Below are 18834 nucleotides of genomic sequence, written 5' to 3'. Positions count from 1 at the left end.
TCCCGTCTTTTGTTATGCTGTGGCCCCCCAGCCCCATTTTGAGGATTGCTCATGAAAGCCCTGTCGAAGTCACTTGCCGTGATGTTTTTTGCCCTGTTTCTGGTTGCCTGCAGCAAGGTGACGCCGGCCAACTTCGAGAAGATCCAGGATGACATGACGCGGCAGCAGGTGGTCGACATCCTGGGCGAACCCTCCGACGTCAGCAGTGCCAGCCTGCTGGGCTTCTCCGGCGGGACCGCCACGTGGCGGGATGGCAAGACGGTGATTACCGTGCGCTTCGTCAACGACAAGGTGGTCAGCAAGCAGATCGACACGGCTGCCACGACGTCGGCCTATTAGCCGAGTCGCGTCGCCAGCGCCGTCAGCTGTTCGGCAGACAGGTGTTGCTCCAGCCAAGGGAACAGCTCGCGCTCTTCAAAGCGGACGTGAGCGATCAAAGCATCCGCCAACCTCAAGGGATCCGTCGAAGGAGCGGCCGCCAATTCTCGCAACTCGCGGTGTTCGGTCAGCAACCGCTTTCCCGTTGTTTCTTCCAGACGGGGTAGCAGCCAGGCTTCTTCGAGCTGGAAGTGTTGCTCCAGCGGTGCGGCATACTGCTGGCGGAAGATGTCCAGCAGCGCCACCCGTTCGCTGTCGTCGCCATTCAGGAAGGAGCGGCGCAGGCGCTGGGCGAAGGAGAGGTTGTGGTGATGCTCGTGGGAGAGCGGAACCAGCGCGGGATGGCGTTTCATGGGGCTTTCTTTCCGGTTTTGCCGAGTCTGACCAGCGCGATCATCAGACCGAGGAACAGCAACAGGGTGACGCCGTTGAGCAGGCTGCCGGCCTGGCGCCAGTCGAAGCGGCCCAGCAGGTCGCCGGCGAGGCGCAGCAGCAGCGAGCCGTGCAGCAGGGCCAGCGGCAGGTACAGGGCCGGGCGGTAAGGCACGCGCCAGCCGGTCAGCGCCGGCAGGATGACCGGCGCGTGGCCGAACACCATGGAAAACACGAAACCGACGAACAGGGCGTGTAGCATGGCGTCGTAGCCGGGGCCGGGCTGCAGGGCTTGTCCACCGAGCAGCAACAGGCCGGCCACGCCGAGCCAGACGTAGCCTGCCAGCAGACAGATGGCGATGTAGCGCGGCAGGCCGCGCTGGAGCACGGTGCGGCGGGCGAGGTCGTACCGGGCCAGCCAAGCGGCCATGCCGATCAGGCTCAGCCCGACCAGTGGCAGTCCGGGGAGTTTCGGCAGCCATGTCGCCGCCAGCATGCCCAGTAGCCAGAGCGCCAGCAGCCCGTTCAGCAGTGGAGCGGCGTAGGGTGGGCGGCGCAGCAGGCGAGATAGCTCCAGCCGTTCCGCGACGATGGTCAGCAGCAGGAAGCCCATCCACCAGCCGACGACGTTCCAAACCGGCCGGCCAGCCAGCCAGGCCAGGTTGCCGACCAGCCAGAGCAGGGCGGCGACAGCCAGCAGGCGGGTGAAATCAGCCGGTTGCACGCGCCAGATCAGCAGCGAGGCCGCCAGCAGCACGGAGCTGGCGAGCGAAAAGCCGATCGCGGCGAGCCACCATGGAGCGCCCAGCAATAGCAGGCCGCCGGCAAGGAAGGCGCAGAGTGGTCCGCTGAGGGCCCAGTGCCGGCGCAGCGCCACGGCACGCTCCAGCGAGATCAGCGCGCCGAACACGCCCGATACCATCAGCGGCCCGTGGTGCATCACGGCTTCCGGCGGCAGTGCCGGTGCCATGATGCCGACGCGCGCCAGACCGCCCAGCAACGCCGCGACCAGCAGCAAGGGCATCAGCAACAGCAGCCAGACCGGGCGCGGACTGGCGGTCGTACTCATGTCCCGCTTTCCCAGCCGAGGATGTGGCGCGCCTTGTCGCTCATCCGCTCCGGGGTCCAGGCAGGTTCCCATACCAGCTCCACCGACAGGCAGGCGGTTGGGGCCAGATGGTAAAGTTCGGCGAGGACGTCTTCCTCGATGATGGCGCCCATCGGGCAGGCCGGCGAAGTCATGGTCATGCGCACGGTCAGGGCGTTGCCAGCTCGCTCGATGCCGTAGATTAGCCCGAGGTCGACGATGTTGACTCCCATCTCGGGGTCGATCACCTCGCTCAGCGCGTTCATCACGGCGGTGTCGTCAGGCAGGTCCATTACATCTCCAAGAGGTGGGTTGGTGTTGCCTAGCGTAATGCCGGCTATGCCGTCCGCACCATGAGCGCGCTCAAGTTTTTTCGACCTGACGGGGGGCTCAGTCCCGAGCAGGGTCGAAATAGCCCTTGGCGGCGGCGGCTTCGACTTGCCCGGCCACCCAGTCGCCAGCCAGCCGACAGCCAGCCTGCACTTTGCTCACCGCCTTGGCCATCACTTGTTCCTTGCGGATGCCGTTCTCGCGCCAGCTTTGTCCTTGGCGGTTGAGGTTGAGCAGCATCGGCATCAGCCGGTCCATGGCGTTGGCGAAGCGCGCCTCGGCGGTCTGGTTGGCTTCGAACTCCTGCCACAGGGCCAGCATCTCGGCGGCCTGTTCCGACGGCAGCAGGCCGAAGATGCGCTCTACGGCGGCCAGTTCGGCGGCCTTGCGCTCGGCCTCGCCGCCTTCGGCGTAGACGATGGTGTCGCCGGTGTCGACTTCGCCGATGTCGTGCACCAGCAGCAGGCGGATGACCCGGTCGATGTCGAGCGGTTCGTCGGCGTGCGGTTGCAGCGCCATCGCCAGCAGCGCGACCTGCCAGCTGTGTTCGGCCGAGTTTTCATGGCGCTCCAGCGTGATCGGCTTGTTCTTGCGCAGCACGCCCTTGAGTTTGTCGATTTCCAGGATGAAGGCGATCTGGCGTTCCAGCTGGGTGTAATCCGGGGTCATGGCGGGTTCTGGACGAGGACGAGATGGCGGCATGATACAGGGCTTCACGGTGAGGCAACATCGGCGGTACCTGTTGCAATGTTATACAGTAACAAATAATATGCCAGCCAACTTCGATGCTTCTGACGTGCCGGCCGGGACATGTCTTTTCGCGAGCGTGCTTGGTGGCTCGGGTTTCCTTCTTCCGGCTGGGCGCCCCCACATTCCGTGTTTACTGGAGAACCACCATGACCACACCGTCTTCATTCGGCGATTCGCGGCTGCCCGTCACCGTGCTGTCGGGCTTTCTCGGCGCCGGCAAGACCACTTTGCTCAATCACATCCTGAACAACCGCGAGGGCAAGCGGGTGGCGGTGATCGTCAACGACATGTCCGAGGTGAACATCGATGCACAACTGGTGAAGCAGGGCGGGGCGGCCTTGTCGCGTGCCGAGGAAAAGCTGGTGGAAATGAGCAACGGCTGTATCTGCTGCACGTTGCGTGAGGATTTGCTGGTGGAAATCCGCCGGCTGGCCGGCGAACGGCGTTTCGATTACCTGTTGATCGAGTCCACCGGCATTTCCGAGCCGCTGCCGGTTGCGGAGACCTTCACCTTCCGCGACGACGACGGCGTCAGCCTGTCCGACGTGGCGCGGCTCGACACCATGGTGACCGTGGTCGACGCCTGTAACTTCCTGCGCGACTACGCCTCGCGCGACAGCCTGGCCGAGCGTGGCGAGACCATGGGCGAAGAGGACCGGCGCAACGTGGTCGATCTCCTGGTGGAGCAGGTCGAATTCTGCGACGTGATCGTGCTGAACAAGACCGATCTGGTCGACGTGGGGGAGTTGGCGCGGTTGGAGGGCATCCTGAAGAGTCTCAACCCGCGTGCCGACATCGTGCACAGCGCTTTCGGCTTGGTGCCGCTGGACCGCGTGCTGGATACCGGACGCTTCGATTTCGACGCTGCCGCCGAGGCGCCGGGCTGGTTACAGGAATTGCGTGGCGAGCATGTGCCGGAGACTGAGGCGTATGGCATCGCCAGTTTCGTCTATCGCGCGCGCCGGCCCTTCCATCCGCAGCGTTTGTGGGATTGGCTGGGCAGCGCCTGGCCGGGGGTGGTGCGCTCCAAGGGCTATTTCTGGCTGGCCAGCCGGCCCGACTTCGCCGGGGTGTGGTCGCAGGCCGGGGCGGTGTCGCGCCACAGCGCGGGCGGGTTGTGGTGGGCGGCGGTCGATAACGCCGACTGGCCGGACGACGAGGAGAGCCTGGCGATGATCCGGGAGCGCTGGGACGAGACGTTCGGCGACCGTCAGCAGGAGATCGTGCTGATTGGCATGGGTATGGACCAGGTCGCATTGACGGCTGCCTTCGACCGTTGCTTGCTGAGCGACGAGGAGCTGGCCATGCCATTCGAGGCGCTTCGAACCATGCCCGACCCGTTCCCGGCATGGCGTATCGGTGAGGAGGAGGGCGAAGCGGTCTGATCGTCGCCAAGCTCGGCCGAAGCCGCATCGGGTACGGGCTTCGGCCGGGCGTGACGTGCTGGTAGAGCCGCTCAGGAGGGTACGAGGTCGGCGGGGGTGTCGGTCTTGGGGCTATGGCGGAAGTGGCGTCGTTCGACGTGCTGGTTCGTCTTCCGCTGTACCGTGGCCATCGGTTCGATGCCGCGCGCGGCCAGCGTGGCGAGCAGGTCCTGCAGCACGGCTTCGCGGTCGAGCACGAAGGTCGAGGCGAAGCAGCGCCAGAACTGCCAGCCGGCGCGCTCCAGGGTGCGCTGGCGGCGCATGTCGTCGGGCCACTGCGCGGCGCCGTGGTAGCGGTCGCCGTCGCACTCGATGGCGAGGCGGGCGTCGCGCTCGCCTTCCACCACCAGGTCGAGGCGGAAGCCGCCGACCTTGACCTGCGGCGTGACCTTGAAGCCGCGCCGGGTCAGCTCGTCGTAGACCTCGGTCTCGAACGGCGATTCGCATAGCTGGCGCTGGTCCGCTACCTGCTGTTGGTCGAGCAGGTAGGGGGTGTGGAAGTGCTCGATCAGCTTGCGGCGCAGTTCGTCGGCCGGGCTCAGCTGGCCGATGTCCACGCTGCGCACCAGGTACATGCGGTCGCGGGCGCGCGAGGCGGCGACGTTGAAGCGCTGCGCGAAGCTGTCGCGCGTCACCGCGTGCGGCTTGCCGGACACTACCATGCTGAGGAACATGATGTCGCGCTCCTTGCCCTGGAAGGTGCGCGCATCGCCGCAGGCGATGTCGTGGCGCGCCATCAGCTCTTCGCCCAGTTCTTCCCGGGTCAGCTCCCAGACCTTGATCGCCTGCTTGTCGCCCAGCAAGGACACCACGCCGATGGAACGGCCAGCGGTGGCCGGGTTGGCGGCGAGGCGGCGGATTTCTTCGACGATGTAGGCGGCTTCGGCGCGGTTGCAGTTGTCGTTGCCGCAGTGGCCGTCCTCCACCAGCACGTCGATCAGTGGCGGGTCGAGCCGCTCACTGGCGGTGGGCAGGCGCAGCGGCTTGAGCTCGTGGTGGTAGAACTCGCGCTTGGCGTATTCGATGATCGGGCCGACCGAGCGGAAGTGCTCCTTCAGCATCACCGAGCTGGCGGCGAACACTACCTTGAACAGGTCGTAGATCGAGCGTTCCGGCGTCATCAGCGGGCGGTACAGCGCCACCTGGTCGACCAGGAAGCGCTGCATCAGCGTCAGCACCTTGTCCTCTTCCAGCCCCACGCCTTCCGGCGAGACCTGCTTGTCGTCGCCGACCACCAGCACCTTCTTGGCACGCAGCAGCGCTGGCAGCGCGCTCAGGTCGGACTGCGAGGCTTCGTCGACGATTACCAGATCGAAGCAGCCGAACTCGGCCGGCAGCGATTCGGAGATGCGGTAATGCGGCATGATCCAGCATGGAATCGCCGGCGTGGCCTTGGCTGCGGCGGCACGTGCATCGCGGCGGTAGCGTACGGCGCGTTTGCCGGTGCCCTTGCCGATCAGTCGGATGGCGGCGGAATAGAGCCCGAGCGCGCTGCGCACCTCGGGCGTGGCGTTGTCGGCCAGCTTGAGCCAGGTGCGCTGGGCCACCAACTCCTGGTAGGACTGCGCCAACTGCTTTTCCAGATCCCGGCGTTCTGTCGCCAGAGCCTTGAGGCGGGCACGGCTGTCCAATTGCTGCAGGGCGTGGCGCAGGCGTTTGGCGCGCCACAGCGCGGCCCAATCGTCCGGTAGCAACGCATCGGCGTCATCCTCGGTTGGCAGCAGGCAGAGCTGGCGCGCCCATTGCGGGGCGCCGGACTGGGCGATGCGGCGCACCTCGGCGCGGACGGTGTCGAAGGCTGGGCGCAGGGCGTGTAGGGCCGCAAGTTCTGTTTCCAGCTCCTGCCACGACTGCTCCAACGCGTCTTTGGCGAGTGTGGGCGAACCGAGCCGGGCAGCGAGGGCGGTCAGCTGTTCCGTCCAGGCGCCGCCGCTGCGGCGGCCCAGGGCCAGCAGGCGTTCCCGCATCGCATCGGCGCCTTGCAGCCGCTGGCAGCTGAGGTGATGCAGCAGCACGCGCTGGGCCTCGAGCAGCCGTTGCGGGTGCTCCAGCAGCGTTTCGGGCCAAGCCGGATTGGGCAGGCAGAGGCGCAGGCGGGGCAGCGTTGAGGCTTCCAGTTGCACCGCCTCGGCCATACGCCGGATCAGCCGGCAGCGCTCGCGCGCCCGCTCGACCAGCAGGGGGTCGGTGCTGGAGAGCGGTTCGGCGCCGAACTCGGTGGCGATGGCGTTCCAGCGCAGCAGCAGTCGGCGCAGCGCCTGGCGGTGTTGGAGATGGGCGGCGACCTGGCTCCAGTCGGCTGTCGTCTGCGCAGGTTGTCCCAGCACTTCGACCAGGGCCAGTTTCTTCTTCGCTTCGCCTTTGCCGAACCAGCCGGCCAGGCCGAAGGCACTGTGGCCAGCGGCGAGCTGAGCGATGGCACCGACCAGTTCGGCGTCCTGCTCCAGTCCTTCGGGCAGTGTCACCGGGCGTTGCAGGAACTGCGGGCGGCGTGCCAGCTCGGCTTCGGCGGCAGCGTCCCATTCTTCCAGCAGCCGCAGCATGGCCGCGCATGCCGGCAGGCGTAGCAGATCCAGGCAGGGGCGTGTCCACGGCATGGCGGCGTTGGCGATCTCGACCTGCCGCGCTGACAGCTCGCGCAGCGCATCGGCCAAGCCCGCCGCCTGTTCCTGTGCGCCGTCGGCCAGAGCCGGCACGGCGCCGCTGGCGATGTCCTGCTGCAGCCGGGCGGCTTGCTGCAGGTCCTGGTGCGCTTGGCGCAGCGCACTCGCCTCGGGCAGTTCGGCCGGGTCGGGCAGGACATGCGGGAGGTAGGCGAGCGCCGGGCCGAGTTGGCACCGCGCCGCGCGCAGCCGGGCAATGGCGTCGCCGTCGAACTGCGGGCGGTGGTGTGCGTCGGCGGAGAGTTCGTCGGGCACCACAGCCAGCCGTTCGCCCAGAGCGCTTACCTGCTCGGCGGCGCGCAAGGGGTCGATCTGTTCCTCGTCGAGCATCAGCGGTTGCAACTGGCGTGCGGCGCACTGGTCGATTTCCCGATCCACCCGCTGCAGGTTGCCGTGCAGGCTGTCGATGGCACTTTCCAGTGCGGCAATGGAACGGGCGAGTGCGGTGCGGTCGATCGTCTGGATTTCGGCGGCGATCTTGTTGACCGAGTACTCGAACTGCTTGGCTTCCTCGCGTTCGCCCGCCAGCAGGCTGATCGCCAGCGGCCGGATGGCCTCGGGCAGCTTCTCTTCCAGTACCTTGAGCGCCGGCTCCTTCATCGACGTCACCAGTACGCGCTGACCCTGGGCCAGGTAGTGGCAGATGATGTTGGCGATGGTGTGGGTCTTGCCGGTGCCCGGTGGGCCCTGCACCACCACGCCGTCGTGCTGGTCCAGCATCTGCACGATGCGTACCTGCTCATCGTTGAACGGCTTGGGAAAGAACAGGTCGCGCACCGTATCGCCGCGGGAACCCCCGTTCACCACGGACAGGCCGCGGAAGGCCGGCAGCGGGCAGTCGAGGTGCTGGTTCGAGGGTTCGCTCAAGAGCTGGGCCAGCGCCGGGGGCAGCGTTTCAGGCTGGGGCGGGAGAGCGTCGCTGAAGCGCTGCAGATCCTGTACCAGCAGGTTGGCGGTGCGCGGCCGGGCGAACACGACCCAGCCGTCGACCAGTTGCAGCGGCTCGCCGGGAGGCGGCAGCGGGACAGGGGCGGCGTCCGGCGTGCGTGGCACCAGCCGGGCATCGGGGTCGAGATGAGTGGCGGCCGCCTGCAGCAGCGGACGATAGCTGTCGGCATCGAACGGCGAGTAATCCTCAGCGGCGTTCGCCAGCCATTGCCGTGCCTGGCGTTCGAAATCGGCCAGACCCGCCACGTCGAGAGCATTCAATGCGTCGGATTCGAGGCTGGCGGGCAGCTCGCGCGGGCGCAATTCCAGCGCCATGGTGCGGGTGTTGAGCGCCAGCTCGACCGGGCGGGTCAGCAAGGGATAGCTCAGCCGCACGCCGTCTTTGAGCCAGAGCGCGATGCCGCTGCCCCAGACGATTTCCAGTTGGCTGTCGGCGATCATGCCGTCCAGCGTCTGTTTCAGGCGGAACAGCTGGTTGTAGAGCGCCATGGTCTTCTGTCGGCGCTGCTCTTCGTTGGCCCAGGCTTGCCACGGTCCGCTGCGATAGGCTTCGAACAGGGCCTCGAGACGCACACGGTCGGCGAAATCGGCCAGAGCCACCTTGGCGGCCGGTTCGGATGGTTCGCCACGGGCGTAGCCGAGTGTTTCCAACGCTGTGACGGGAACGGCCAAGGCCAGAGCCGGCGGTTTGATCGTCCCTTTCTGTGTCGGTGCCGGCTGTTCCAGCCATAGCTGCAATAAGGGGGCTTCCGGCACGGGGGCGGGCAGTGGATGCAGGCGCTCGACGGCGAGCCAGACTTCCTCGCCCTCGTCGTCTTCCCCCTTCAGGGTGATGCCGGGCAGATCGCGCAGTTCGTGTTCATGGGCGAGGAAGTCGCCATGTTTGGCGAGATCGGTGACCGGAGCGGCGCGCAGGCGGGCGGTGTGCTGGACAAATTGGATCAGGGCGGCAAGGCGTTGCAGGACGGTCATAGGGTGGATGCGGCGAGTCTATGCAATAGGGGTTGTTGGCCGGATAAAAACAATCAATGCCGCATTGTAGCGCGAAGCCCCTCACGGTTTGTACGCCGCGAGGGGCGGGTGGCGGGGATATGCCGTGGATTGGCGGCGTTATCCGGGGCGGCCAGTCGGAATGACAAGTGGCCGGCAGGAAAAATCCGCAGCAACGATCCGCGGTAACGAGAAGCGATGACTCTGTGTCGTCAGGTCAGTGGTCGGCAGTGCCATTGGGCCAGATCGGCCGGGATGCCCAGGTCGCGCGGGTCGCCGAATGGCGGCCAGGAAGAACTCCCCTCAGCCAGCGCTCGGGCGGCATCTTCCGGCGTCGGGTAGGCACCGAGCGCCTCGCCCTCGTGCATGATGTGATAGCTGCCGTCGAGCGGGACGATGTCGAAGGGGCCGTATTGGGTATCGTAGGTCCAGCATTTCATGATCGCACCCTCCTTTCCCTGAATGGTAGTCGATAAAGGAGGGCAGAGCCCCGGGGGCTGATGCCGCCCGGACGATGGTGGCGTCAGTGATTGCGCGACAGGATCAGGCGCAGGCCGAGCGCGACGAAGATGCTGCCGGCCAGGCGGTCGAGCCACTTGCTCATGCTGGGTTTCCGCTGCAGCCACTGGCCGACGTGGCCGGAGAAATAGCCCAGCAGCCCGAACAGCACCGCCGCCTGCAAGGTGAAGATCAGACCCAGCACCAGCGTCTGCCAGCCCACCATGCCGCGGCCGGCGTCGACGAACTGCGGCAGGAAGGCGAGGAAGAACAGTACCACCTTGGGGTTGATGGCGTTGGCCAGCAGGCCCTTGCCGAACACCCTCAGCGCCGGATTGGCCGGCCCCTGGCCGGGCGCGCCGGGCCGGAAGCTCGCGCCGGGGCTGCGCAGCGCCTGTACGCCGAGGTAGACCAGGTAGGCGCCGCCGCCGATCTTGAGCGCGGTGAAGGCCAGCGGCGAGGCGGCGATCAGCGCGCTGATGCCCAGCGCGGCGAGCAGGGTGTGGCTGATGCAGCCCAGCGCGCAGCCCAGACCGAAGGCGACCCCCTGTTTCTTGCCGCGCGAGATGCCGAGGCTCAGCACCATCAGGTTGTCCGGGCCGGGGGAGAGCGTGATGAGGATGGCGGCCATGGTGAAGCCGGCCAGTTGTTCGGGGGTCAGTAGCATGGCGGGGTCTCTCGCAGGGGCAATGAACGGCTTCCATCATCGGCCGGCTTCCGGCGCCTGACAAGACACGGCGGGGACGCCTGGCTGAAAGATGACTTTTCATGGCGCAGGCACTAGAATTTTGCGCTCGAATCTGCGAGGTAAAACCGTCTATGCCGTCTTTTGATATCGTTTCCGAAGTGAATGTGGTGGAAGTGCGCAACGCCGTGGACCAGGCCAACAAGGAAGTCTCCACCCGTTACGACTTCAAGGGCACCGACGCCCGCATCGAGTCCGCCGACAAGGTGCTGACCCTGTTCGCCGACGCCGAATTCCAGCTGGACCAGGTCAAGGACATCCTGCTGAACAAGCTGGCCAAGCGCAGTGTGGACGTGCGCTGCCTCGATTACGGCAAGATCGAGAAGGTCAGCGGCAACAAGATCAAGCAGGCGGTGACCGTCAAGGAAGGCATCGAGGGCGATCTGGCCAAGAAGATCGTCAAGCTGATCAAGGATTCCAAGCTCAAGGTGCAGGCAAGCATCCAGGGCGACGCGGTGCGCGTCAGCGGTGCCAAGCGCGACATCCTGCAGGAAGTGATCGCCATGATGCGCAAGGAAATCACCGACTTCCCGCTGCAGTTCAACAACTTCCGCGACTGAACGCGGTTCGGGTCGCAACGAAAAAGGCACCGCGGTGCCTTTTTTGCGTTTTCGGCCAGCCGTTACAGCTTGATCAGCGTGCTCTTCAGCTCGGTGTACTTCTCCAGCGCGTGCAGGCTCTTGTCGCGGCCGTTGCCGGACTGCTTGAAGCCGCCGAACGGCAGGTTCATGTCGCCGCCCTCGTCGTAACAGTTCACCCAGACCGTGCCGGCGCGCAGCCGGCGCGATACCTGGTGCGCGGTGCTCACGTTGGCGGTCCACACCGCCGCGGCCAGACCGTATTCGGTGTCGTTGGCGATGCGGATCGCTTCGTCGACGGTATCGAAGGTGATCACCGACAGCACCGGGCCGAAGATTTCCTCGCGGCAGATGGTCAGGTTCGGGCGCGGGCAGTCGAAAGCGGTCGGCTCGATGAAGTAGCCCTTGCTGTCGGCCAGCGTCGCCTGACCGCCGCAGATCAGCGCAGCGCCTTCGTTGCGGCCCTGGTCGATGTAGGCCAGCACCTTGTCGAACTGGGTCCGGTCGACGATGGCGCCCATGCTGGCGGCCGGGTCGAGCGGGTCGGCCGGGTAGTAGCTTTGCGCGGCCTTCCTGAATTCTTCCAGGAAGCGCTCCTTGATGCTGCGCTGTACCAGCACGCGCGAGCCGGCGGTGCACATCTCGCCCATGTTGTAGTAGATCGCGCCGGCCGCGGTGCGCGCGGCGCGGGCGAGGTCGGGGCAGTCCGCCAGGATGATGTTGGGCGACTTGCCGCCCAGCTCCAGCCAGACGCGCTTCAGGTTGGACTGCGCGGCGTAGCCGGCGATCAGCTTACCGACCGCGGTCGAGCCGGTGAAGGCGATGCAGTCCACCCCCATGTGCAGCGCCAAGAGCTTGCCGACGTCGCCGGCGCCCGGCAGCACCTGGAAGATGCCGTCGGGGATGCCGGCCTGCTTGGCGAGCCCGGCCAGCCGGATCGCCGTCAGCGGCGACTTCTCGGACGGCTTGACGATCACCGCGTTGCCGGCGGCCAGCGCCGGGCCGAACTTCCAGCTCGCCATCAGGATCGGGAAGTTCCACGGCACCACCGCCGCGACCACCCCGACCGGCTCGCGCGTGACCAGGCCGACCAGCTTGGGGTCGACCGGCGCCACTTCGCCGCCGACCTTGTCGATCGCCTCGGCGAACCATTCCACGCAATAGGCCGCGCCCGGCACGTCCACCGTGGTGGAATCGCCGATCGGCTTGCCCATGTCGAGCGTTTCCAGCAGCGCCAGCTCGTCGGCGTGCTCGCGGATCAGCGCGGCGAAGCGCTTCAGGATCCGGCCGCGCTTCAGCGGCGGCAGGCCCGACCAGGCGCCGGACTCGAAGGCGTGACGAGCGGCCGCGACGGCGGCGTCGACGTCGGCCTCACTGGCCCAGGCCACCTCGGCCAGCTTGTGGCCGTTGGCCGGGTTGAGGCAGTCGAAGGTGCGGCCATCGCTGGCGGCGGCGTAGCTGCCGTTGACAAAGAGCCGGCCCTCGATGCGCAGCGACGCGACCAGTTGCTTCCATTCGGCATGGGTGCGAGACATGGGCTTCTCCAGGTGAGGGGCGGCGTCGCCGCCGGTGCTGGACGGCGGCGGGTTAGAAGGTGGAGGGCGAGCTGGCGCTGACGATCTCGCACGGCTCAGAACTGACGTTGCGGAAGCGGTGGGGCTGTTGGCTGTCGAAGTAGTAGGCATCGCCCGGGTTGAGGATGCGGCTCACGCCGTTCACCGTCAGCTCGATCGCTCCCCGAATCACCACGCCGCCCTCCTGGCCCTCGTGCGTCAGCATGTCCGGACCGGTGTCGGCGCCCGGTTCGTAGAATTCGCGCAGGATCTGCAGGTCGCGGCGCTCGTGCGAGGCGCCGACCAGAAACAGCTGGACTTTATCATTGCCGAGGTTGGGCAACTCGTCGGCGTTGTAGAACACCTTGTGCTCGGGTTCGGCATCGAAGGTGAAGAAGTCGGACAAGCTCATCGGCAGGCCTTCCAGCACCTTCTTCAGCGAGCTGACGGAGGGGCTGACACGGTTCTGTTCGATGAGGGAGATCGTTCCGTTGGTCACGCCGGCGCGCTTGGCCAGCTCGCGTTGTGAGAGCCCGAAACGGGCTCGGACCATTCTCAATCGGGCACCTATATCCATCGTTCCTGTCGCATCCCAATAAATACGTTAATAATTTTAGACGATTTGTGATAAGAATTTTGACCACATTGACGGCGGCTGTTGCGCCGCAAAACCGATTTTCTTTGCGGGAGTCAGAGTTTATAGTCAGAATCAGATGTGTATGGCAAGCCGAATGTGGATTTTCTTAAACGCCTTTGACGCCTGAAAGCCACACCCAGACAACAAGGAGGTTGACTATGTTAATCGGCGTTCCGAAAGAGATCAAAAATCATGAGTATCGTGTTGGCCTGACGCCCTCTGGCGTGCGCGAGCTGGTCGCGAACGGACACAAGGTGCTGGTGCAGTCCCGTGCGGGTCTGGGGGTGGGCTACACCGACGAGCAGTACATCCAATCCGGCGCCTCGATCGCGTCCAACGCCGAAAGCGTGTTCGAAGCGGCCGACATGATCGTCAAGGTCAAGGAGCCGCAGCCGGTCGAATGCCGCCTGCTGCGTTCCGGCCAGGTGCTGTTCACCTACCTGCACCTGGCGCCGGACCCGGAGCAGGCCAAGCTGCTGATCGAGTCCGACGCGGTGGCCATCGCCTACGAGACGGTGACCGACGAGCGCGGCGGCTTGCCCTTGCTGGCACCGATGTCCGAGGTGGCCGGGCGCATGGCCATCCAGGCGGGGGCCCATGCGTTGGAAAAGGCGCAGGGCGGGCGTGGCATGCTGCTGGGCGGGGTGCCGGGCGTGGCGCCGGCCAAGGTGGTGGTGCTGGGCGGCGGCGTGGTGGGCCTCAATGCGGCACGCATGGCGATGGGGCTGGGGGCGGATGTGACGCTGCTCGACAAGTCGCTGAACCGTCTGAAAGAGATCGACATGGTGTTTGGTGGCAAGATCAAGACCTTGATGTCCGATACCGCCACCATCGAGGAGATGATCAAGGAAGCCGACCTGGTGGTCGGCGCGGTGCTGATTCCGGGGGCGGCGGCGCCCAAGCTGGTGACGCGACGCATGCTGAAGATCATGAAGGCGGGCGCGGTGCTGGTGGATGTCGCCATCGACCAGGGGGGCTGTTTCGAGACCAGCCGGCCGACCACGCACCAGAACCCGACCTACGAGGTGGACGGCATCGTCCATTACTGCGTGGCCAACATGCCGGGAGGGGTGGCCCGGACTTCCACCCAGGCGCTGACCAACGCCACGCTGCCGTTCATGCTGGAGTTGGCCAACAAGGGCTGGGTGCAGGCCCTGCTGGACAACCCGCACCTGCGCAACGGCCTCAACGTGTGCCGTGGCAAGGTGACGCACCGCGCCGTGGCGGCCGGGCTGGGTTATGAGTACGTGGATCCGTTCGAAGCGATCAAGGCGACGTCCTGAAAGATGAGGTGAGTCATGCGGCAACCGATCATCGGCATCCCCTGTGATGTCAAACGGATCGGCTTGCTGCCGTTCCACGCCGTGGGCGAGAAATACGTCGAGGCGGCGGCCGGCGGTGCCGGCGGCGTGCCGCTGCTGATTCCGGCGCTGGGCAGCCGCAGCCACGTCCGGGAAATCCTGGACGCGGTCGACGGCATCCTGCTGACGGGCTCGCTGTCCAATATCGAGCCCCATCATTACGGCGGGCCGCCGAGCCGCGCCGGTTCGCTGCACGATCCGCAGCGCGATGCCACCACGCTGCCGCTGATCGAGCTCTTGCTGCAGGAGGGCATCCCGCTTCTGGGCATCTGCCGTGGTTTCCAGGAAATCAACGTAGCCCTGGGTGGCGAGCTGTTCCAGCACGTGCAGGAGGAGCCGGGCTTTGCCGATCATCGCGAGCCAGAGACAGATGATCTAGACGAGATGTACGGCCCGGCCCACCTCATTCATTTCTGCGAAGGCAGCCTGCTGCGGCAGTGGCTGGGTTGCGATTCGGGAGAGGTGAACTCGCTGCACCAGCAAGGCATCAAGCGTTTGGCCGGGCGGCTCGAGGCCGAGGCACTGGCCGACGACGGCCTGATCGAGGCTTATCGGGTACGCGATGCCGGCAGCTTCGCCTACGCGGTGCAGTGGCACCCCGAATGGAAGTATCGGGACAACGCGATCTCGACCGCGATTTTCAACGCTTTCGGCGCAGCCTGCCGGGAGCGCCGGGCGCAGCGCCAAGGCTGACCCGTTATCGAGCCATAGATGGCCAAGGATCAGAGAGGCAGGGGTAGTAAAATGGAAAACCAGATTTTTGAGTGGTTGCGCGAGCATCGCATCACCGAGATGGAATGCATTGTCCCCGACTTTACCGGGGTCGCGCGCGGCAAGATCGTGCCAAAAGACAAGTTTGTCGTCGAGCCCGAAATGCGCCTGCCCGAGGCGGTGCTGATCCAGACCGTGACCGGCGATTACCCGGACGACAGCATGCTGGACCTGACCGATCCGGACATGGTGCTGAAGCCGGACGAGAACACGCTGCGTTTCGTGCCGTGGGCGGTCGATCCGACTGCGCAACTGATCTACGATGCCTACCGTTCCGACGGCACGCCGGTGGACGTGGCGCCGCGCAACGTGCTCAAGCACGTGCTCGACCTGTACGACGAATTGGGGCTGGAGCCGGTGGTGGCGCCGGAGATGGAGTTCTATCTGCTGTCGCCGAACCCGGACCCTGATATCCCGCTGGCGCCGCCGGTCGGCCGCACCGGCCGTGCCGAATTCGGCCGCCGCTCCTACGCCATCGACGCCGTCAACGAGTTCGACCCGCTGTTCGAGGACATTTACGACTATTGCCATGCGCAGGAGCTCGAGGTGGACACGCTGATCCACGAGGTCGGCACCGCGCAGATGGAAATCAACTTCCTGCACGGCAATCCGCTGGAACTGGCCGACCAGGTGTTCCTGTTCAAGCGCACCGTGCGCGAGGCAGCGTTCCGCCACAATATGTACGCCACCTTCATGGCCAAGCCGATGGAGAACGAGCCGGGCAGCGCCATGCACATCCACCAGAGCCTGACGGACAAGAAGAGCGGGCAGAACGTGTTCTCCAAGGAAGACGGCACGCCGTCGGAGACCTTCTTCCACTTCATCGGCGGGCTGCAGAAGTACGTGCCGCAGGTGATGCCGCTGTTCGCGCCGTACGTGAACTCGTTCCGCCGCCTGTCGCGCTATACCGCGGCGCCGACCAACGTCGAGTGGGGTTACGACAACCGCACCGTCGGCCTGCGCGTGCCGCATTCCTCGCCCAAGGCGCGGCGCGTGGAAAACCGCGTGCCGGGCGTCGACGCCAACCCCTACATCGCCATGGCCGCCACGCTGGCCTGCGGCTATCTCGGCGTGGTCAACAAGATCCAGCCGACCGAGCCGCGCCAGACCGACGCCTACGAGCTGCCGTACCAGTTTCCGCACAGTTCGGAAGAGTCGCTGGAGGCGCTGCGCAGCTGTCACGAAATCGCCGAAGTGCTGGGGCATCGCTTCGTGAAGATGTACCTGGCGATGAAGGAGAAGGAGTACGCCGAGTACTTCCGCGTGATCAGCCCGTGGGAGCGCAAGTTCCTGTTGCTGCACGTGTAAGCGCAAAGGCCAACTCATCGGGAGGAAGCCCCATGCAGAACGAACGTACGACAGCCCAATGGCGCGCCCTGGACGCCGCGCACCACCTGCATCCGTTCACCGACACCGAGTCGCTGAACCAACAGGGGGCGCGTGTCATCACCAAGGCCGACGGCGTGTTCCTGTGGGACTCGGAAGGCAACAAGATACTCGACGGCATGGCTGGCCTGTGGTGCGTCAACATCGGCTACGGCCGCAAGGATCTGTCCGAGGTGGCCAAGCGCCAGATGGACGAGCTGGCCTACTACAACACCTTCTTCAAGACCACCCATCCGGCGGTGGTCGAACTGTCGCGGCTGCTGTCCGAAGTGGCGCCGCAAGGCTTCAGCCGCATCTTCTACACCAATTCCGGTTCGGAGTCAGTCGATACCATGATCCGCATGGTGCGGCGCTACTGGGATGTCAAGGGCAAGCCCGAGAAGAAGACGCTGATCGGGCGCTGGAACGGCTATCACGGCTCCACCATCGGCGGCGCCAGCCTGGGGGGCATGAGCTACATGCACGAGCAGGGCGATCTGCCGATCCCCGGCATCACGCATGTCGAGCAGCCGTGGTGGTACCGCTACGGCCAGGGCATGACGCCGGAGGAGTTCGGCGTGGTGGCGGCGCGCTGGGTGGAGGAGAAAATCCTGGAGGTGGGGCCGGACAAGGTGGCGGCCTTCGTCGGCGAGCCGATTCAGGGTGCCGGCGGCGTGATCATCCCGCCATCGACCTATTGGCCAGAAGTCGAGCGCATTTGCCGCCAGTACGACGTGTTGCTGGTGGCGGACGAGGTGATCTGCGGCTTCGGCCGCACCGGCGAATGGTTCGGCCACCAGTTGTTCGGCTTCAGGCCGGATCTGTTCACCGCCGCCAAGGGGTTGTCGTCCGGCTATCTCCCGATCGGCGCGGTGTTCGTCGGCGACAAGGTGGCGCAAGGGCTGATCGAGGGCGGCGACTTCAATCACGGCTTCACCTATTCGGGGCACCCGGTCGCCGCCGCCGTGGCGCACGCCAACGTCAAGGCCTTGCGCGACGAGGGCATCATTGACCGCGTCAAGCACGACACCGGCCCTTACATGCAGCAGCGCTGGCGTGCGGCCTTCGGCGGCTTCGCCCACGTGGACGACGTGCGCGGCGTCGGCCTGATCCAGGCCTTTACTTTAGTGAAGGACAAGGCCACGCACGAGCTGTTTCCGGATTGGGGTACCGTCGGCACGATCTGCCGCGACATCTTCTTCCGCCACAACCTGATCATGCGCGCCTGCGGCGACCACATGGTGGCGGCGCCGCCGCTCGTCATCAGCAAGGCCGAGATCGACCAGTTGATCGAGACGGCGGTGCAATGCGTGACGGAGTGCGAACAGGTCTTGCGCGAGCGCGGGCTGGTCTGAAGAGAATGTCGGCATGGGTCCATGCCGCTATCAAGTGTCTTTGCCGTCAGTGAAGCGGGTTTGATACAATCAGCCCGCTTTTTCTATTCATGATGACAAAGCCCGGCATGGCCAAGGGCAGGGCGGCTTCTGCTCGTCACCTTACGATAATCACAAGGATTACGCATGTTCGTTCCAATCGGTTACGTCCTGATTATTGCTGCCTGCCTCGGCGGCTTTGCCATGGCCGGGGGGCATTTGGGCTCGCTGTGGCAGCCGGTGGAACTGGTCATCATTCTGGGGGCCGCAGTGGGTGCCTTCGTGGTGGCCAATGGCGGCTCTCCTCTCAAGGCAACGGCCAAGGCTCTCCCCACCATTTTCAAGGGGTCGAGCTATACCAAGGCCTTCTATATGGAGCTGTTCGCACTGCTCTATGAAATCCTGGCCAAGGTGCGCAAGGAAGGCCTGATGTCAGTGGAGGCCGACGTCGAGAATCCCGAAGCCAGCCCGGTGTTTTCCAAATATCCGACCATCCTGCACGATCACCATGTGGTCGAATTCATCTGTGATTATTTGCGACTGATGGTCGGCGGCAACCTCAACGCCTTCGAAATCGAGAACCTGATGGACGTCGAGATCGAGACTCACCACCACGAAGGTGAAGTGCCCGTCAATGCGGTCAAAAGCCTGGCGGACGGTCTACCGGCGTTCGGTATCGTGGCAGCCGTGATGGGGGTGGTGCATACCATGGAGTCGGTCGGCATCCCGCCATCCGAGTTGGGCAAGCTGATTGCCGCGGCACTGGTCGGAACCTTTCTCGGTATCTTGATGGCGTATGGCTTTGTCGGCCCACTGGCCACTGTGCTTGAGCACAAACTGGCCGATGGAACACGCGTTTTCCAGACCATCAAGGTCACGCTGCTGGCCAGCCTGAACGGCTATGCGCCGCAAGTGGCGGTCGAATTCGGTCGTAAGGTGCTGGCCTCGCATGACCGTCCGTCGTTCAAGGAACTCGAAGACCACGTCAAGCAGGCCAAGAACAAGTAAGCC

Annotated in this window: 17 protein-coding genes; 8 read left to right on the top strand and 9 right to left on the bottom strand. The window is 65.3% G+C overall.

The window, feature by feature from the left end; all coding sequences use genetic code 11:
• Window positions 1-51: 51 nt before the first annotated feature.
• On the top strand, window positions 52-339 hold the full coding sequence (gene bamE, locus PSEMAI1_RS0110495; RefSeq protein WP_024302833.1) for an outer membrane protein assembly factor BamE: 288 nt from the start codon (window positions 52-54) through the stop codon (window positions 337-339).
• On the opposite strand, the gene PSEMAI1_RS0110490 is transcribed toward bamE, so the two are convergent.
• The 4 genes from PSEMAI1_RS0110490 to PSEMAI1_RS0110475 all read right to left on the bottom strand — a co-directional run bounded on the left by PSEMAI1_RS0110490 (window position 336) and on the right by PSEMAI1_RS0110475 (window position 2836).
• A complete protein-coding gene (locus PSEMAI1_RS0110490) occupies window positions 336-731 on the bottom strand; it encodes a hemerythrin domain-containing protein (RefSeq protein WP_024302832.1) in 396 nt (131 codons plus the stop codon). The genes bamE and PSEMAI1_RS0110490 overlap by 4 nt on opposite strands.
• Window positions 728-1819, bottom strand: a complete 1092-nt coding sequence (locus tag PSEMAI1_RS0110485; RefSeq protein WP_024302831.1) for a hypothetical protein — start codon at window positions 1817-1819, stop codon at window positions 728-730. Before PSEMAI1_RS0110485 ends, PSEMAI1_RS0110490 begins: the two co-directional genes overlap by 4 nt.
• The gene (locus PSEMAI1_RS0110480; RefSeq protein WP_024302830.1) at window positions 1816-2130 is read right to left on the bottom strand and encodes a metal-sulfur cluster assembly factor; all 315 of its coding nucleotides are present in this window, start codon (window positions 2128-2130) and stop codon (window positions 1816-1818) included. Before PSEMAI1_RS0110480 ends, PSEMAI1_RS0110485 begins: the two co-directional genes overlap by 4 nt.
• A gap of 97 nt (window positions 2131-2227) precedes the next feature.
• Window positions 2228-2836, bottom strand: a complete 609-nt coding sequence (locus PSEMAI1_RS0110475) for an HD family hydrolase (protein WP_029770627.1) — start codon at window positions 2834-2836, stop codon at window positions 2228-2230.
• Between the two features lie 227 nt (window positions 2837-3063).
• Here PSEMAI1_RS0110475 and zigA point away from each other — a divergent pair, with 227 nt between their 5' ends.
• Window positions 3064-4302, top strand: coding sequence for a zinc metallochaperone GTPase ZigA (gene zigA, locus PSEMAI1_RS0110470; protein WP_024302828.1), 1239 nt, complete (start codon window positions 3064-3066; stop codon window positions 4300-4302).
• A 71-nt stretch (window positions 4303-4373) separates the two neighbouring features.
• Here the strand turns inward: zigA and PSEMAI1_RS0110465 are convergent, their stop codons facing one another.
• The 3 genes from PSEMAI1_RS0110465 to PSEMAI1_RS0110455 form a co-directional block, all read right to left on the bottom strand.
• Complete coding sequence (locus tag PSEMAI1_RS0110465; RefSeq protein WP_024302827.1) at window positions 4374-8924, bottom strand: AAA domain-containing protein; 4551 nt, start codon at window positions 8922-8924, stop codon at window positions 4374-4376.
• Window positions 8925-9154: 230 nt separating this feature from the next.
• Complete coding sequence (locus PSEMAI1_RS0110460; RefSeq protein WP_024302826.1) at window positions 9155-9382, bottom strand: hypothetical protein; 228 nt, start codon at window positions 9380-9382, stop codon at window positions 9155-9157.
• Window positions 9383-9465: 83 nt separating this feature from the next.
• Window positions 9466-10107, bottom strand: coding sequence for a LysE family translocator (locus PSEMAI1_RS0110455; protein ID WP_024302825.1), 642 nt, complete (start codon window positions 10105-10107; stop codon window positions 9466-9468).
• A gap of 152 nt (window positions 10108-10259) precedes the next feature.
• On the opposite strand from PSEMAI1_RS0110455, the gene PSEMAI1_RS0110450 reads away from it, so the two are divergent.
• Window positions 10260-10745 carry a YajQ family cyclic di-GMP-binding protein gene (locus tag PSEMAI1_RS0110450; RefSeq protein WP_024302824.1) on the top strand — a complete coding sequence of 162 codons (486 nt, stop codon included), beginning with the start codon at window positions 10260-10262 and terminating at the stop codon, window positions 10743-10745.
• Window positions 10746-10807: 62 nt separating this feature from the next.
• On the opposite strand, the gene PSEMAI1_RS0110445 is transcribed toward PSEMAI1_RS0110450, so the two are convergent.
• Both PSEMAI1_RS0110445 and PSEMAI1_RS0110440 read right to left on the bottom strand, forming a co-directional pair.
• On the bottom strand, window positions 10808-12298 hold the full coding sequence (locus tag PSEMAI1_RS0110445) for an aldehyde dehydrogenase (protein ID WP_024302823.1): 1491 nt from the start codon (window positions 12296-12298) through the stop codon (window positions 10808-10810).
• 52 nt (window positions 12299-12350) lie between these two features.
• Window positions 12351-12893: a cupin domain-containing protein gene (locus tag PSEMAI1_RS0110440; protein WP_024302822.1), complete on the bottom strand. Its 543-nt coding sequence runs from the start codon at window positions 12891-12893 to the stop codon at window positions 12351-12353.
• Between the two features lie 218 nt (window positions 12894-13111).
• Between PSEMAI1_RS0110440 and ald the strand changes: the two genes are divergently transcribed.
• The 5 genes from ald (at window position 13112) to motA (ending at window position 18831) form a co-directional block, all read left to right on the top strand.
• Window positions 13112-14236: an alanine dehydrogenase gene (gene ald, locus PSEMAI1_RS0110435; protein ID WP_024302821.1), complete on the top strand. Its 1125-nt coding sequence runs from the start codon at window positions 13112-13114 to the stop codon at window positions 14234-14236.
• A 15-nt stretch (window positions 14237-14251) separates the two neighbouring features.
• The gene (locus PSEMAI1_RS0110430) at window positions 14252-15007 is read left to right on the top strand and encodes a gamma-glutamyl-gamma-aminobutyrate hydrolase family protein (RefSeq protein WP_024302820.1); all 756 of its coding nucleotides are present in this window, start codon (window positions 14252-14254) and stop codon (window positions 15005-15007) included.
• Between the two features lie 51 nt (window positions 15008-15058).
• Entirely contained in the window at window positions 15059-16393 is a 1335-nt protein-coding gene (locus tag PSEMAI1_RS0110425; protein ID WP_024302819.1) for a glutamine synthetase family protein, read from the top strand.
• A gap of 32 nt (window positions 16394-16425) precedes the next feature.
• Window positions 16426-17805, top strand: coding sequence for an aspartate aminotransferase family protein (locus PSEMAI1_RS0110420; protein ID WP_024302818.1), 1380 nt, complete (start codon window positions 16426-16428; stop codon window positions 17803-17805).
• 165 nt (window positions 17806-17970) lie between these two features.
• Entirely contained in the window at window positions 17971-18831 is an 861-nt protein-coding gene (gene motA, locus PSEMAI1_RS0110415; protein ID WP_024302817.1) for a flagellar motor stator protein MotA, read from the top strand.
• Window positions 18832-18834 lie beyond the last annotated feature (3 nt).

The sequence above is a fragment of the Pseudogulbenkiania sp. MAI-1 genome (assembly GCF_000527175.1).
GTDB lineage: Bacteria > Pseudomonadota > Gammaproteobacteria > Burkholderiales > Chromobacteriaceae > Pseudogulbenkiania.
This window is presented reverse-complemented; position numbering and strand designations above follow the sequence as displayed.